This is a genomic window from Pseudomonas sp. PGPPP1 (genome assembly GCF_002255865.1).
Lineage (GTDB): Bacteria > Pseudomonadota > Gammaproteobacteria > Pseudomonadales > Pseudomonadaceae > Aquipseudomonas > Aquipseudomonas cremoris.
In genome coordinates this window covers 48,079-63,112 of record NZ_NKIG01000031.1, presented here as the reverse complement: position 1 = coordinate 63,112, position 15,034 = coordinate 48,079, and the positions used below count along the sequence as shown (strand labels likewise).

The window sequence follows — 15,034 nt, the reverse complement described above, 5'->3', positions numbered from 1 at the left end:
AATGGCGGTGTTTTATTGGACATTGCGCGCGCTGCTGAGCCATTGGCGGCGTCATCCCGTGCAGTTTTTCAGTGTGCTGACCGGGTTGTGGCTTGCCACTGCGCTGTTGACCGGCGTGCAAGCGCTTAACAGCCAGGCGCGCGACAGCTACGCCCGTGCCAGCCAACTGATCGGCGGTGAACCCCAGGCCAGCCTCAGCGCGCCGGACGGCGCCAGTTTCCCTCAAGGGCTGTTCGCCCAATTGCGTCGCGACGGCTGGCCGGTGTCTCCCGTGGTGCAGGGGCGCGTGCAACTCAAGGGGCATGAAGAAGCGCGCCTGCAATTGATGGGCATCGACCCGGTGTCGTTACCCGGCAGTGGCGCGGTGGCAGGGCAACGCTTGAGCCAGGCGCAGATGCTGGCGTTTTTTGACCCGCCGGGGCGCACCTGGATCGCTGCGCAAACCTTGCAGGCCTTGAGGCTGCAAGAAGGGCAGCAGCCGACCACCGTGGACGGGCACACGCTGCCACCGTTGCAAGCCCAGCCGGGCATGGCGCCGGGGCTGTTGCTGACGGATATCGGTTTTGCCCAACCGCTGCTGGATATGCCCGGCCGGTTGTCACGCTTGCTGCTCGACAAGGCGTTCGCCGCTGGCCATCCCGCTCCACCGGCGGGCCTGCAACTCAAGCAAGGCGAGGACAACAACCTCTCACGCCTCACCGAAAGCTTTCACCTGAACCTCGATGCGTTGGGCTTTCTGTCTTTTGTGGTGGGGCTATTTATTGTGCACGCGGCCATCGGCCTGGCCTTGGAGCAACGGCGCGGGCTGCTGCGGACCTTGCGCGCCTGCGGTGTCAGTGTGCGGCTATTGATCGTTAGCTTGGGCGTAGAGCTTGGAGTGTTGTCATTGCTCGGGGGCGTGCTCGGCGTGGCCAGCGGATACCTGCTGGCCAGCCTGTTGCTGCCGGACGTGGCCGCCAGCCTGCGCGGTCTGTATGGCGCCGAGGTGCCGGGGCAATTGAGCCTGAGCCCCTGGTGGTGGGGCGCGGGGTTGGGCTTGAGTTTGCTCGGCGCATTGCTCGCCGGTGCCAGCAGCCTGTGGCGTGCGGCCCGCTTGCCATTGCTGGCATTGGCCAATGCCCAGGCCTGGCACGAAGCCCACGGGCGCTGGTTGCGGCGCCAGGGTTGGGTGGCGGCCACTGCGCTGTTGATTGCGTTGCTGGCGCTGTGGTGGGGCGACAGCCTGGCTGCCGGGTTTGTGTTGATGGCGACGTTGCTGCTGGGCGCCGCCCTCGGTTTACCGGTGCTGCTCAATGGCCTGCTCAAAGCGGTACTCGGGCGCAGCCGTTCGGTGCTGGGCCAATGGTTTCTCGCCGACTGCCGCCAACAACTGCCCGCCTTGAGCCTGGCGCTGATGGCGCTGTTGTTGGCACTGGCCGCGAACATCGGTGCGGGCTCGATGACCTCGGGCTTTCGTCACACCTTCAATAACTGGCTGGAGCAACGCCTCACGGCCGAGTTGTACCTCAACCCGCAAACCCCAGCCCAGGCCGAGCAACTTGGCGCGTGGCTGGCGCAACAACCCCTGGTGCAAACCGTGCTGCCCACCTGGCAGGTCGCGGTGCAACTGCAAGGCTGGCCGGCGGATCTGTTTGGCGTAGTCGACGACCCGACCTATCGCCAGCACTGGCCGTTGCTGGACGCGGCGAGCCATCCCTGGGACCAACTGCAGCAAGGCGACACGCTGATGCTCAGCGAACAACTGGCGCGTCGGCTGGCCGTCAGCCTGGGCGACACGGTAAGTATTCCCACGCCGCTGGGTGTGTGGGCACCCAAAGTGGTGGGCATCTATGCCGATTACGGCAACCCCAAGGGGCATGTGCTGGTCAATTCGCAGCACCTGTTGGCCCACTGGCCAACGCTGTCACCGGCGCGCTTCAACCTGCGGGTCGCACCGCAAGACGTGGCCCCGCTAGTGGGTGAGGTGCAGCGCGTCTTTGCTCTGGACGACAGCCGCATCGTCGATCAACAGCAACTCAAAGGGTGGTCAAGCCAGGTCTTCGAGCGCACCTTTGCCGCCACCGCTGCCTTGAACAGCCTGACGCTGGGCGTGGCCGGCGTGGCGTTGTTTATCAGCTTGTTGACCCAGAGTCAGAGCCGTCTCGGCCAACTTGCACCGCTGTGGGCGCTGGGCGTCACGCGGCGGCAATTGATGCTGCTCAATCTGGGGCAGACCTGGTTGCTGGCGGTGCTTACGCTGATCCTGGCCTTGCCGCTGGGCCTGCTGCTGGCGTGGTGCCTGGACGCGGTGATCAACGTACAGGCCTTTGGCTGGCGCCTGCCGTTGCAGGTATTCCCGTGGCAGCTCGCGCAGTTGTTGGGGCTGGCGATGCTGGCCACACTGTTGGCCTCGGCCTGGCCGTTATGGCAGTTGTACCGCAGTCGTCCTGCGGATTTGCTCCGGACATTTGCCCATGAAGATTAAGTCGCTGGGCTGGATGGTTTTGCTATTGCTGAGCGCCTGTGACAAGGCCCCCGCACCGCAGGAAAGCTTTGCTGGCCTGGGCAGTGACGCGGCGGACTTTGCCCAAGTGGTGCCCGGCAAGGTTTTCAGCTTTCCCGAGGACCATGGCCCTCATCCTGGCTTTCGCATCGAGTGGTGGTACGTCACCGCCAACCTCAAGGACGCCCAAGGCAATGTGTTCGGCGTGCAATGGACGCTGTTTCGCAATGCCCTCAAGGCGCCGCCGGCTCAAGCCGGCTGGCACGATTCCACGGTGTGGCTCGGACATGCTGCCGTCACCTCCGCTACCCGGCACTACGCGGCTGAGCGTTTCGCACGTGGCGGGGTCGGCCAGGCCGGCGCGCAGGCAGTGCCGTTCAATGCCTGGATCGACGATTGGAATTTTGCCACTCAACCCGGCGCAGCAAGCCCGCTGGCTGATATGCAACTCAAGGCCAGTGGTGCGCAGTTCGCCTACGACTTGCACCTGACCTCCAGCCGTCCCTTCGTTTTGCAAGGCGAGCAGGGCTACAGCCGCAAATCCGACCAGGGCCAGGCGTCCTACTACTACAGCCAGCCGTTTTTCAGCGCCAGTGGCAGTGTCACCATCGACGGCAAGGCCTACCAGGTCAGCGGCCCCGCCTGGCTCGACCGCGAGTGGAGCAGCCAACCGCTGGGCGCCAGCCAAACCGGCTGGGAGTGGTTCTCCCTGCACCTGGATCGTGGCGAACAGTTGATGGTGTTTCGTGTACGGCAAACCGATGGCCCTGGCTATCTCACTGGCACGTGGATCGATGCGCAAGGCCAGACACAAATCCTGCACAACGCCGATATTCAACTCACACCGCTGGAGACCACGAGCCTCGACGGCCGCAGGATTCCCACCCGCTGGTCACTGAACATTCCCGGCAAGCAGCTGGAGATCATTCCCCAAGCGGTCAACCCAAAGGCTTGGATGAACCTGAGCATTCCGTACTGGGAAGGGCCGGTGGAGTTTGACGGTGGGGTGGGGTACCTGGAGATGACCGGATACTAAGTAGGTAAAATTTCCTACAAAAAATACTGGACATACATACAGTTGTTGGCTAGATTCCATCCCAGGTGACCGGATGTCACCTGAGCTTCACTTTTTAACTATGGATGGATAAAAAATGAAATCGAAAAAAGCCTTTATGCTGGGCGCGGCCATGGCGGCCTCCTGCTTCGTTTCGGCCTTCGCCCTGGCCGAGCAACCTCCTTATAAACTCAGTGCCGAAACGGTCAGGCAAGCCGTGGACAAGGCGCTCAAATCCGGCGGTGCGGTGCAAGTTTCCACGCTGTCTGACGCGCTTAAGCAAAAGATCAAGGCGGCCAAGGCTGGCAAGTCCCAGGCTGTAGTGAGCAAGGCGCCAGCCAGCAGCGAACCTGTTGATGCCCACGTCGGCGAACTGGATAAACCCAACCAGGCGCAGTTGAAAAATGCAGCGGTTGCTGCGTTTACCCCGCTGTTTCCAACCCTGGATATCAACACGCTGTACACCCTCACCGGGGTAGAGACGGGCGCGCAAATCGCCTATCACTTCCACCTGCCGAAAAACTCACGGATCCAGGTACAACTGTTGAACCAGAGCGTCGGTACCGATATGTCCTTGACGCTGTTCCAAGATGACGGTCAGGGTAACCTCACGCCATTGGGCACCTCGGACGCTGCCGGTAATGCCGATGAGTACCTCAACGGCGTGCTGCCGGCCGGTGAATATTACTGGTTCATGGTGGCCAACAACGCCAGCAACTCGCAGTTCGACTTTGGCGTAGCCGTGGACAGCAATATCGATGCCTACGAACCCAACGATACCCCGCAAACAGCGTTTGCCTTGCCGGACGCGTTGAACCAGGTGACCGGAAACCTCGACAGCATCAACGATGTCGATTACTTCGACTTCACTTCGGTGCGTGGCCAGGGTGTGGGCATGTTCCTTGGGGATGACGGTGCGGGTACGCGAAATCAATGGATCTTCGAACGGTTTGACGGCAACAAATGGGTCGAGATTCTTAAAGACAACACCTCGACCTATCCGAACCTGACGCCGGGCTACACCGTCAAGGTGCGTGTACGGGCCAACCCGGCGGTGGCGTTGAATCCACAGGCGCAATACAAGTTGACGCTGGGCTCGGCGCCACGCTTGAACCAGAACAATGTGAACGGTGACAACGTGGTGCGTATCCCCAGTTCGATCATGCAATTGGCCACCCAGGCGTCCCGTAGCCTGAGTTGGAGTACCCAATGGTCAGACAGCACCGGCGCGCCGCTGCGCGGAATCACGCCGGTGCTCAAGGTGGACAAGCGTTTCGATAACACCATCAACTACCACTGGATCGACTACGAGGCCAAGACCGGTATCACCGGTGCGGCGTCCGGTAATGTCGATCTGGGCACTTGCTCGGGCGACCTCCATGTGGTGTATCCCGATAGTGCTTCAGGCCAGACGTATAACTGGGACACCTGGTTCAACATGGGTGGCTGGCGCATCGAACTCAAAGAGTTCCCTGGTGTGGGCGTAGGCGGCAATATCTCGCAGTACGTGAGCCTGGGTCATATTTGCAGCCAGCGTATCGTGCGCTGATCGTTTTACGTGAGTAAGCAAAGGGCCGCCCATTCGGGCGGCCCTTTTCTCGTTATGGGTGTAGTCACCGACTTGCGCTGGGGATGACTCGCCGGTTTCGATTCGCCCTTATTCGGTCGCCAATGCCAGCTTGAGCGGCAAGCGCGCCATGCTCGTGCTCTTCAGCGAGCCCAGGTACAGCCAGTCGCCATATTCCCGGGCGGTGGTGATGGGCGAGTAATTGCCCGCGCTGCCGTCCTGCAAATTGGCGATGACGTTGCCATCGGTATCCAGCCCCAGCACAAAGGCTTTGCGCTCGATGGGCTTGGGCACCACCATCAGTGCCCGCACCATGACCTTGCGCAGCAACGGGTAACCGGCAAAACCATCCAGCAGCGGATTGCGCGGTGAATACAGCGCCACCCAGAAGCGGTCCTTGCCATTGAAACTGAGGTTGTCCGGCAGGCCGGGCAGGTTGTCGATAAACAGGTCGTGGCTGCCGGCACGTTCGCCTTTGAGCCAATAACGGCTGATGCGATAGGCGCCGGTTTCATTTACCAGCACATAGTGTTCATCCGGGCCCAGGGCCACGCCGTTGGCGAACTGCAACTGATCCAGCAGCACCTCGGTGGTGCCTGTGCTGAAGTCATAACGCAACAGCCGACCGTCCCCGCCATGTTCGATCACCGCTTCCCCGTCCTGCCCATAGCCCCAGCGGCTCGATGCATCACTGAAGTACGCATAACGCCCGCTGGCGTCCACGGTCACATCGTCGGTAAAGCCGAACGGAACGTTGTTGGCACTGGTGCTCAAGACGGTGAGCTGGCGATTGCCATCCAGTACCAGCAGGCCCTTGATGCCGTCGGCAATGATCAGGCGCCCATCCGGGTGCAGCGCCAGGCCCAACGGGCGCCCTCCGGTATTGGCCAATACCTCGAGGGCGTGGCTGTCGGGGGAGGTACGGATGATGCGCCCGTCATGCAGGCCGCTGACCAGGTAGCCCTGGGCGTCCAACACCAAGGCTTCGGGCCCGTCGATGCCTTGGGCGCCAATTTTCTGCACGGCGTTGAGCCGCTGGTTTTCAGCAAAGAGCCCGTCCTTCATCGACGGCGCCTTGGGCGGTGCCCAGTTCACCGGTTGCACCTTGGTGGGCATCAACAGCAAAAAGGCGATCAGCGCAAGAAACAGCACGAACAGCAGATGACGCAGTTTTTTGGGACGGGTACTCATGACGATTCCTGTTTGTCGTGGGTGCCCGGCTCCCAGTGCAGGGTGCCGAACAGGTAATCCATCAAGGGAAGGACGATGTTGAAATTGCGCCCCTGCATCAGCTCACGGCGGTGATGCAAGGCGTGCAGCCGGTGCATCTGGCGCAGCCACGGCAGGCGTGCCACGGGGTGCTCGGCGGGCAGATGCTCGCACGCGTGGAACACTTCGTAGAGCAGGTAGCCGAGGATCATGCACCCGGCAAACAGTCCGGCGACGTTGGGGCTCAATTGCTTGAGGAGCCACCAGGCGGGCAGGGTGATCGCCAGGCTGTGCAGCACGATCAGCCAGGCAGGAAACAGGATCACCCGCCAATCGCGGGGGCTGTCGTAGGTCATGTGGCCGGGGGTGAAGAAACTGTGATGGTCGCCGGTGTGGCGCGCATAAAACAGCCGGCCAATGGCGTGTTTGTGGTGGCCGAGGTGACGGTGCACGAGGTAGATGCAGAGGTTGAAGAACACGAGGGTCAGGGGCACGGTCAGCCATTGCAGGGCGCTGATGTGTGCGGTGGAAGACCAGGCCACGGCAATGCAGGCAACCCCATAGGCGAGTACGAAACCGGCGTGGAGCCAGGGGTTGTAGCGTGGGTGAACGTTGGCACGGTAACGCTCGCGGAAAGCCTCGGTGGGATGTTGCATTGCAGGCTGCTCGACAATTTTTTATTGGAGGCAGAGCTTAGTTGGTGGCGGGAAAAGTGCGAGTTTTTGTCCTGGTGCCCATCGCGGCCACCTTTTGTAGTGAGCGAGCTGGGGCCTAAATCAGCGGGTCCCAGCGCTGCGACCAATCGCTTTCGGCCTTGACCACACCGCGCAGCAACTCTAGCGCGTGCTGCAACACCGCCGAATCCCGTGCCCGCGAATACACCAGGTAAGTGGGGAAGTTGAACTCTGGCGCCTTGGGCACACGCTGCATCACGCCGCTGTCCAGGTAGCTCTGCACCACACGCGTACGGAAATACCCCGCGCCGCCGTTCTCCAGGATGTACTGCAAGGCCAACGGCCCAAGGTTGAAACTCAACGCGGCGCGCGCCTTGTCGGGCAGGGCGGTGTCGTGTTGCTGGCGAAAGCCTTGGCCCCAGTCGATGTACACGTACGGCTCAGGCTTGCTCACCAGTTGTACCAGGATCAGCTTTTCTTCCAGCACCTGTTCCACCTGCAGCCCCGGCCAGTATTGCGGCTGGAACACCAGTGCGGCGTCGAGCACGCCCAGCTCCAGTTGGCGCAACAAGTAGTCACCTTCGCGTACTTCGGTACGCAGCGCATGGCCGGGGATATGTTCGCGCAGGGCCTGGGCCCAACCGAGCATCAGCGGGTTGCACAGGCTGACCTCGCCGCCGATGTGCAACACATTGCGATAGCCATCGGGCAATGGCAGGTCGCGTTTCGCTGCTTCCCAGGTTTGCAGCAACTGGTTGGCGTACACCACGAACGCCTCGCCATCGGCAGTGAGTCGGGCGCCGGCGCGGTTGCGCACAAACAGCGTGCTGCCCAACTGGCTTTCCAGGCTTTTGACGCGGGCGGTGATGGCAGTCTGGGTAACGTGCAGTTTCTCGGCTGCCGCAGCCAGGCTGCCGCAGCGGGTGATTTCCAGGAAGGTGCGTGCCAGTTCGATGTCCATGGTTGCTACTTCGCGTCAGCAGGTTTGGCCAGGCGGTATTTGGGCATGTATGGCACCACGGCGTCTTCGGGCAAGAGGGCCCAGCGGAAATAGTGCCTGGAACCGCGGTAGATATCGTTGCTCATTTCGCCCAGGGTCAAGCCGTCTTTCGGCTCGCTCCACAGGTCTTGGTCCACCACGAAGTAGTTTTTGCCAGCGGCCACGGTGAGATCGAACTCCCGAGTGGCTTCGTCGGTGAGGATCGATGTCTTGTTTGAGCGTACGCGGTGCACGCCCGCCGGCAAGTCGACCTTGAAGTAACCGCCGGTGGGCAGGCCGCCCAGGCTTTTGCCATCGACATGCACTTCGGTGATGAACTGCGGGCTCAATTGGCGATACTGGCGCACGAAGTAGACCGTGGCAGTATCAGGGGCGGTGTGGACGGGCTCGGTAAAAAACGGCTGGCCGGCGAGTGGGTCGGTATGAGCGCAACCTTGCAAACAGGCCAGCGCCAAGAAAAGACCTATCCATGTGTGGGTTCTCGGCATTGCGAAACATCTCTGGAAACAATGAGGCCGCGAGGATAGCACCGACTCGGCGCAAGGCGCAGCGCTGCGTCATTGCATGGCCTGGGCATCACTGCACACAGTAGAACGCGGCGGTCGGGTGCCATGCGCGAGGTAGTCCCCCACCCATTGGTTGACGCAGGCACTCACCCCGCTGAACGAAACACCATGGGCATAGGCGTCCTTGAGTTGGACGCGACTGGCCGGGAAGGTGCGTTCGAAGGCCCACGCTGCACCGGTGGAGGGGGCCAGGTCGTCGAACTCGGCCTGGATCATCAGCAAACTGTCGAGCCTGGCCAGTTCCTTGTGCGGCAGCGGTCTGGCGTTTTTTCGCGGCCAAGTAGTGCACTGGCGGGCCTCCAGGGCGCTGCCGGCGACGGGATGGCTGGCGAGGGACTCGGCCTCCTTGCGTTGCCATGTCGCTTCGCTGGAGTAGACCGAGTCGTTGCACAGGATGGCGGTCCTGACCGAGTCGGCAGCCGACATCTGTAAGGGGCCGGGCTTCGGCATTCTGGCCTGCAACGGTTCGCGAACACGTTGCAACAGCAAGCTGAACATCAGCTTGGCGCGTTCCTCGATCGCCGGGTTCGGGCTGAATTGATGGGCGCGGGCTCGCGCCTCCAGTGCCAGGTCATCGCTGTGGGGCGTTTCGCTGAGCCAGCGACTGAGTATTTGTGCACCCATCAAGCCGGCAGGGTCGCTGTAGTAGCGATTGTTCGAACGCAGCGCCGTGCGCACGCTGGGCAGCAGCGTCATGAACACCTGGCGCACGGCGACCGGGCTGTCACCCAGGTGATATACGCCAGGGTCAAGGGCGGCGGGGTGGGCGACGAAGCGGTCAAAGATCTTCTCTTTTTCGCCCGCCACGATGAAGCTGGCGTGTTCGAAGGTCGACGTCCAATTGATATTCGAGTCCAGCACCATGCGCCCTACATGGGCCGGGAACAGGCCGCCGTACCAGGCGCCGAGCCAGGTGCCGTAGGCATTGCCAAGGTAATTGAACTGCAACTCGCCCAGTTGCCTGCGCACAAACTCCAGGTCACGTGCGGTTTGTTCAGTGGTGATGTAGGGCGTCAGCGGATGGCTGGCGCAGGCTTGGGCGATCAGGCGGGCGTTGTCACGAATGGCGAGCAGGTTGGCTTCGCTGCGATCTTCGCTGGCGTCATGTTGCGGCACGATCACATCGTCGGAGCGGCATTCGAGGCGCGACCCGGGCACGCTGCCGAGTCCGCGTGGGGTCACTTCAACCACGTCAAAGGTGTCGGCCAGCGTGCGGTACGTTCCTCCCCATTCGGGTTGCCGGGCGTAATGTTTCCACACGGTGGCCAAATGCACGGCGAACGCGCCGCCGGCGTCGAGGCCGGGGCCGCCGGGGTTGGTGAACAGTGCGCCCTGGCGTGACAGGGGCTGCCGGGCACCTACGCGGGTGATGTCGAAGCTGATGCTGCCGCGCTCCGGCGCGGCGTGGTCGAGGGGCGCGGTGACGATGCCGCATTGGGTGCGTTCGATAACCTCGGGGTCGAGCCGTTCAAGTTCGGGTTGCGGGCAATCGAGGAACCACTCGATGCCTAAAGGCGGCGGTGGTGTTTCGGCGTGGCCGATGACGGGGGCCAGGGCGGCCAACATCAGCAGGTATCGCAAGGGCACGGCGCTTGCCGTTGGACGGGATTTCATCTGCAATCCTGGTCAGTCGCGTGGGAAAAAGAAGCCACTGCTGTGGCTTCCTGTTCGAGGCGACTTTTTTACCAAGGACCGCTGGGGGAAGAATGTAGGAGGACCAGACGGGGCGTGTACGAAATGCGACTTTTGTTTATCAGATATCGGTTTTCCAGCCGCCTCCTAATGCTTTGTACAGCGCGATACTGGCCTGCAGGCGTGACAGCCGCAACTGCACGTTCAAGTCTTGGGCCGTGTACAGGGTGCGTTGGGTTTCCAGCACCGTGAGCAAGTCTTCGGCACCCGCCTGGTAACGGCTTTCGGCGATCTGGAACGCGGTCTGCGCCTGCTGTAGCTCTTCACTTTGCCACTGGCGTTGCTGGTCGAGACGCGTGATTCGGCTGAGGGATTTTTCCACATCGGCAAAGCCGTTGATGATCGCGCCGCGATAGGTGTGTAGCAGCTCATCTTGGCGTGCACGGGCCTTGTCACGTTCGGCGCTTAAACGCCCGTTGTTGAAAATCGGTGCTACCAGGCCGGAGGTCAAGGTGTAGAACGGGCTGCGCAGGATCTCATTGGCCTTATAGGCGCCAGAGCCGACGGTGGCGCCAAGGGTCAGGGTGGGCAGCATGGCGGCGCGCGCCACTGTGACATCGGCACTGGCCGCCGCCAGTTGTGCCTCGGCCTGGGCGATATCCGGGCGCTGGCTCAACAGCTGGCTGGGTACGCCGACGCCAATGCTCGGCCAGGTCAGCGCCTGGAACGGCTCGACGCCCATGTCTACTGCTTGCACCGGCTGGCCGAGCAGGGCGGCGAGGGTGATCTGGGACTCTTCCGCCAGTTGCTGGATCAACGGCAGTTGCCGCTGCTGGCTGGCCACCAGGCTTTTCTGCTGGGCCAGTTCCAGGGCGGTGGCGGAACCTGCGTCGTAGCGGGTTTGCACCAGCCCCAGCACATTGCGTGCATTGGCCAGGTTCAACTCGGCGATCTGCTGGCGCTGGCGTGCGGCGAGGGTTTGCGCGTAGCGGTCGGCGACGTTGCTGAGCAGCGTCAGCTCCACGGTGGCCTGGTCAAACTGGCTGGCGCGCAGGCTCTGTACCGCGCTGTCGCGGGCGGCGGCGCGGCCACCCCAGAAATCCACTTCGTAGCTGGCGGTGAAATTGGCGTCATAGCTGTTGACGGTGTTGTTGCTCTCTGTGGCGTCCAGGTCCGAATTGCCACTGCCGCGCAGCAGTCGCTGGCGGCTGGCGGCGAGGTTGAACTTCACCTCAGGCAACAACGGCGCGCCAGCAATCACCGCGCTGGCCTGGGCCTGGCGTACACGGGCCGTGGCGGCGGCCACGTCGAAACTGTCGCGCCGCGCCTGTTCGACCAGGCGGTTGAGTTGCGGGCTGCCAAATTGCGTCCACCACTGCTGGTTGGTGACCTGGGCCGCGTCCCGCTCGGCAAATTGCCAGGCGGCCGGTGGGGCAATGCCGCTGTCGATGGCGGGCGGATTGCCGGTGCAGGCGTTCAGTAACAGGCACAGGCTGAGGACGGACAGGTGCGAGGGCATGGATCGTTTATTCACTGGTCAACGCCTTAACCGGATCGAGCCGGGCAGCTTTACGGGCCGGCATGAAGCCGAATACGACGCCGGTGACCAGCGCGCAACCAAACGCACCCAGCACCGCCACCAGAGAGAACTGCACCGCCACTTTAGCCAGCACCAGTACGCCGCCGACCAGCAGGGCCAGGGCGATACCGCACAGGCCGCCGACCACCGAGAGCATCACTGCTTCGGTGAGGAACTGGCGCAAAATGTCGCGCTGGCGTGCGCCGGTGGCCATGCGGATGCCGATTTCACGGGTGCGCTCGCGCACGGTCATCAACATGATGTTCATCACCCCGATACCGCCTACCAGCAGCGAGATTGCGGCAATCGCGCCGAGCATCAGCGACAGGGTGTTTTGCGTATGGGCTTCGGCCTGGATCATCGCCGCGTTGTTGGTCAACTCGTAGTCGCGCTTGCCGTTGTGCAGCTTCTGCATCAACTGGTCGATGGCCACTTCGGCCTCGTGCACCTTGCGTGCGTCGGCGGCGGCGATCACCACGTATTCAGGGTCGTAGCTGCCGAACAGGCGCACGCTGGCGGCGGTGTAGGGGATGGCGATACGGTCGTCGCTGTCCTTGTCACCGGAGGCGGCGCCTTTTTCCGCCAGCACGCCGATCACCTGGAACGGCACGTTCTCGATCAGGATGTATTGGCCGATCGGGTTGACCTGGCCCTTGAACAGCTTCTCGCGGATGCGATGCCCGATCACCGCGACGGTGGCGCCGGTACGTTCGTCAGCGGGGGTGAAATAGCTGCCCTCGACCACCGGCCAATTGAAGATATCCGGGAAATTGGTGTCGTTGCCGCCGACATAGGCCATGTAGTCGACGTTGCCGTAACGCACACCCGCCTTGCTGCCATTGACCGGCATGATGCGCTTGACCTGGGGCAACGCCGCCAGCGCCGCGACGTCATTGAGGGTGACCACCCCCAACGGCGTGCGCGGGTTGGGCGAGGAGCCGCTCAAATAGAGGATGTTCGAGCCGAATGCGCCCATCTGCGCCATCACCTGGCGCTTGCTGCCTTCGCCGACGGCCAGCATTACCACCACCGACGCCACGCCGATGATGATCCCCAGCAGCGTCAGCGCCGTGCGAAAACGGTTGATCCACATCACCCGCCAGGCGGCATGCACCGCGTCCACCAGTTCAGCCTTCCAGGCGCCGTTGTGCTCGGCGCCATCGGCCAGGCGCTGGCGCAGGTCAACGGCTTGCAGCGCACCGGCATTGGCGGTGGGCGCTGGCTCGCTGGTATCGGCCGAGTCGCTGATGATCAGGCCATCGCGAATCTCGATGATGCGGTTGGCGCGTGCCGCCACTTCACGGTCGTGGGTGATCAGAATCACCACGTGGCCCTGGCTGGCCAATTCGTCCAGCAGGGCCATGACCTCTTTGCCGCTGTGGCTGTCGAGGGCGCCGGTGGGTTCGTCGGCGAGGATGATATGCCCGCCGTTCATCAAGGCCCGGGCAATCGAGACCCGCTGCTGTTGGCCACCGGACAACTGGTGCGGACGGTTGCCGGTGCGCTCGGCCAGGCCCAGGCGGGTGAGCAGGGCTTTGGCGCGGGCATGGCGCTCGGCGGCGCTGATACCGGCATAGATCGCCGGCATCTCGACGTTTTCCTGGGCCGAGCCCGAAGGGATCAGGTGATAGCCCTGGAACACAAAGCCGAAGGCTTCGCGGCGCAACCAGGCCAGTGCGTCACTGTCGAGGTGGGCGACGTTTTCCCCGGCGAACAGGTAGTCGCCCTCGGAGGGGCGGTCGAGGCAGCCGAGGATATTCATCAAGGTCGACTTGCCGGAGCCGGAGGCGCCCACGATGGCGACGAATTCCCCGGCATGGATCGACAGGTCGATGCCGCGCAACACGTCGACCTGAGGGCTGTCGCCGCCGCCATAGGATTTGCGGATGTGCTTGAGTTCGATCAGGGGCGTGGTCAACTCAACCCCCGTTGCCGTCGGCCGGGCCGATCAACAGGTGATCGCCTTCGTTGAGACCGTCGAGTACCTGCACGCGCAGGCGGTCGCTGATACCCAGGCGCACTTCGCGTTCTTCGATACGGCCGTTTTCTGCCACCACTCGGGCGATCTGCTTGTCGGCACTGCTGGTGCCGAGCAGGGCAGCCACCGGGGCGGTGAGGGCGTCCTTGACGGCACCCGCGACGAAAAATACCTGGGTGGTCATCTCGGCCATCAAGGCGTTGTCGCTGTTATCCACGTCGAGCAGCACGGTGTACAGCACCACGCGACCGGTGCCGCTCTTGCTCGAACTGCTGGGGCTGCCGCTGCCCTGGCTTGTTTCATTGAGGGGCTTGGGCGGGATCGGCAGGATCTGACGCACGGTGCTGGTCCAGCGCCGGTTGCCACCGCTCAAGGTGGTGAAGTACGCGGTCATGCCGGGTTTGACGTGCCCGATGTCAGCTTCCGACACCTCTGCCCATACGGTCATTGGCGACAGCTTGGCGATACGCAGGATCAACGGGGTCTGCTGCTGGGCGTTGAGGGTCTGGCCGACTCGCGCGTCCACCGCCACCACCGTGCCGGTCATGGGCGCATAAATACGCGTGTAGCCCAGCTCCGCTTCATCGCTGCGCAGGCTGGCCTGGGCCTGCAGGATTTGCGCCTGGAACATCTCGACCCGCGCCTGGGTGGCGCTCAGTTCGGCCTTGGCGGTTTGCACGTCTTCCTCACGGGTGGCATTGCCTGCCACCAGACGCTGCTGGCGCTGGTACTTCTGGCGGGCCAGTTCGTGCTGGGCCCTTTGTTCCTGCAACTGGGCCTTGAGGTTTTCGATGGCGTAGCGGCTGGCGTCGAGTTTGGCTTTCTGCGTGGACGGGTCGATTTCCACCAGCAACTGGCCTTCCTTGACCTGGTCACCCGCCTCGACGTGGATCTTCTGGATCTGCCCGGACGCCTGAGCGCCCACATCCACATAACGACGGGGTTGCAGGGTGCCCAGCGCGGTGACGCTGTTTTCGATATTGCCGCGGGTCACCGTGACCGTAGCCAGGGCGTCGCGGCCGGGTGGCAATACTTGCCAGGCGGCAACGGCGAGGACGGGGATCAGGCATGCGACAACTAGCAGGGCACGTCGGGCAGGGCGAGGGCGTTTCATGCTTAGGTTCCAGCCAGGAAAGTTCGGAGCGCAGTTGCGCAGAGCTGACAGTTAAACGAGAGAATTGCTCGGGGATTTAGGCTGTTACACACCGTGTAACAGCTCGCTTACGTAAAAAAATCGACCGTTGGCGCAAGACTTCTTTAAAACTAGATGAGAATTACTATAAATTGCACGAG

The 15,034-nt window shown here is 62.6% G+C and carries 11 protein-coding genes; 3 read left to right on the top strand and 8 right to left on the bottom strand.

The features are described 5' to 3' along the window. The first annotated feature begins 1 nt into the window (after position 1). From CFE47_RS26065 to CFE47_RS26055, 3 genes are all read left to right on the top strand, one after another. Positions 2–2,464, top strand: a complete 2,463-nt coding sequence (locus tag CFE47_RS26065; protein ID WP_286841449.1) for an ABC transporter permease — start codon at positions 2–4, stop codon at positions 2,462–2,464. Beyond that, complete coding sequence (locus CFE47_RS26060; RefSeq protein ID WP_286841448.1) at positions 2,454–3,518, top strand: lipocalin-like domain-containing protein; 1,065 nt, start codon at positions 2,454–2,456, stop codon at positions 3,516–3,518. Before CFE47_RS26065 ends, CFE47_RS26060 begins: the two co-directional genes overlap by 11 nt. 115 nt (positions 3,519–3,633) lie before the next feature. Further along, positions 3,634–5,085: a hypothetical protein gene (locus CFE47_RS26055; RefSeq protein WP_286841446.1), complete on the top strand. Its 1,452-nt coding sequence runs from the start codon at positions 3,634–3,636 to the stop codon at positions 5,083–5,085. Positions 5,086–5,193: 108 nt separating this feature from the next. On the opposite strand, the gene CFE47_RS26050 is transcribed toward CFE47_RS26055, so the two are convergent. The 8 genes from CFE47_RS26050 to CFE47_RS26015 form a co-directional block, all read right to left on the bottom strand. Then, complete coding sequence (locus CFE47_RS26050) at positions 5,194–6,294, bottom strand: SMP-30/gluconolactonase/LRE family protein (protein ID WP_286841444.1); 1,101 nt, start codon at positions 6,292–6,294, stop codon at positions 5,194–5,196. After that, on the bottom strand, positions 6,291–6,968 hold the full coding sequence (locus CFE47_RS26045; RefSeq protein ID WP_286841442.1) for a sterol desaturase family protein: 678 nt from the start codon (positions 6,966–6,968) through the stop codon (positions 6,291–6,293). The genes CFE47_RS26050 and CFE47_RS26045 overlap by 4 nt, the downstream gene beginning before the upstream one ends. Positions 6,969–7,083: 115 nt before the next feature. Continuing rightward, on the bottom strand, positions 7,084–7,947 hold the full coding sequence (locus tag CFE47_RS26040; protein WP_185710459.1) for a LysR family transcriptional regulator: 864 nt from the start codon (positions 7,945–7,947) through the stop codon (positions 7,084–7,086). 5 nt (positions 7,948–7,952) lie between these two features. Beyond that, positions 7,953–8,441 (bottom strand): DUF2846 domain-containing protein, encoded by a 489-nt coding sequence (locus CFE47_RS26035; RefSeq protein WP_286841440.1) that lies wholly within the window; start codon positions 8,439–8,441, stop codon positions 7,953–7,955. A 102-nt stretch (positions 8,442–8,543) separates the two neighbouring features. Further along, positions 8,544–10,166, bottom strand: coding sequence for an alpha/beta fold hydrolase (locus CFE47_RS26030; RefSeq protein WP_286841438.1), 1,623 nt, complete (start codon positions 10,164–10,166; stop codon positions 8,544–8,546). A gap of 139 nt (positions 10,167–10,305) precedes the next feature. Continuing rightward, complete coding sequence (locus tag CFE47_RS26025) at positions 10,306–11,703, bottom strand: efflux transporter outer membrane subunit (RefSeq protein WP_286841470.1); 1,398 nt, start codon at positions 11,701–11,703, stop codon at positions 10,306–10,308. A gap of 7 nt (positions 11,704–11,710) precedes the next feature. Continuing rightward, the gene (locus CFE47_RS26020; RefSeq protein WP_286841436.1) at positions 11,711–13,681 is read right to left on the bottom strand and encodes a MacB family efflux pump subunit; all 1,971 of its coding nucleotides are present in this window, start codon (positions 13,679–13,681) and stop codon (positions 11,711–11,713) included. A gap of 1 nt (position 13,682) precedes the next feature. Next, positions 13,683–14,855, bottom strand: coding sequence for an efflux RND transporter periplasmic adaptor subunit (locus CFE47_RS26015; protein ID WP_286841434.1), 1,173 nt, complete (start codon positions 14,853–14,855; stop codon positions 13,683–13,685). Between the last annotated feature and the right edge of the window lie 179 nt (positions 14,856–15,034).

Excerpts from the sequence above, each read along its gene's own strand:
- CFE47_RS26055 (WP_286841446.1), top strand. The coding sequence starts at position 3,634 with ATGAAATCGAAAAAAGCCTTTATGCTGGGCGCGGCCATGGCGGCCTCC.
- CFE47_RS26025 (WP_286841470.1), bottom strand. The coding sequence starts at position 11,703 with ATGCCCTCGCACCTGTCCGTCCTCAGCCTGTGCCTGTTACTGAACGCC.
- CFE47_RS26045 (WP_286841442.1), bottom strand. The coding sequence starts at position 6,968 with ATGCAACATCCCACCGAGGCTTTCCGCGAGCGTTACCGTGCCAACGTT.
- CFE47_RS26030 (WP_286841438.1), bottom strand. The coding sequence starts at position 10,166 with ATGAAATCCCGTCCAACGGCAAGCGCCGTGCCCTTGCGATACCTGCTG.
- CFE47_RS26050 (WP_286841444.1), bottom strand. The coding sequence starts at position 6,294 with ATGAGTACCCGTCCCAAAAAACTGCGTCATCTGCTGTTCGTGCTGTTT.
- CFE47_RS26065 (WP_286841449.1), top strand. The coding sequence starts at position 2 with ATGGCGGTGTTTTATTGGACATTGCGCGCGCTGCTGAGCCATTGGCGG.
- CFE47_RS26015 (WP_286841434.1), bottom strand. The coding sequence starts at position 14,855 with ATGAAACGCCCTCGCCCTGCCCGACGTGCCCTGCTAGTTGTCGCATGC.
- CFE47_RS26040 (WP_185710459.1), bottom strand. The coding sequence starts at position 7,947 with ATGGACATCGAACTGGCACGCACCTTCCTGGAAATCACCCGCTGCGGC.
- CFE47_RS26060 (WP_286841448.1), top strand. The coding sequence starts at position 2,454 with ATGAAGATTAAGTCGCTGGGCTGGATGGTTTTGCTATTGCTGAGCGCC.